The sequence below is a fragment of the Vibrio sp. 10N.222.48.A3 genome (assembly GCF_041475345.1).
Classification (GTDB): Bacteria; Pseudomonadota; Gammaproteobacteria; order Enterobacterales; family Vibrionaceae; genus Vibrio; species Vibrio tasmaniensis_A.
The window spans coordinates 1-405 of the sequence record NZ_JBFRVX010001619.1; the positions used below are offsets into that span (position 1 = coordinate 1).

The 405-nt window shown below is 45.9% G+C and carries 1 protein-coding gene; it reads left to right on the plus strand.

The features are described 5' to 3' along the window. A partial coding sequence (locus tag AB4653_RS28070; RefSeq protein WP_372105906.1) for a response regulator occupies window positions 1–391 on the plus strand: 391 nt, incomplete at its 5' end. Between the last annotated feature and the right edge of the window lie 14 nt (window positions 392–405).

Genomic DNA, 405 nt, shown 5'->3' on the forward strand with positions numbered 1-405 from the left:
TCTACTGGTTGATGACTCTTTGATCGCACGAAAACAGCTGTCTGATGCCTTAGACAGCATCAACATCCCTTACAGCATTTGTAATAACGGCTTAGATGCGATTGACCTGATGCGAGGTGAGGCTGCAAAAGGTACAGCAATTGATCTTCTCGTGAGTGATATCGAGATGCCCGGGTTAGATGGTTATGAACTTGCATTTGAAGTACAAAACGACAGCGCACTCAGTCATGCCTACTGTATTTTACATACTTCACTATCCAGTGAGATATGTGTTGACCGAGCCAATCAGGTGGGAGCACATGAAGCGCTAGAGAAATTCAATGCAGGCGAATTAATCGAAGCCATGTTGCGCGGAGCGAAAGTCCTAAACGACGCGGCTATGACTGCTTAGACACAAAAAAGCCC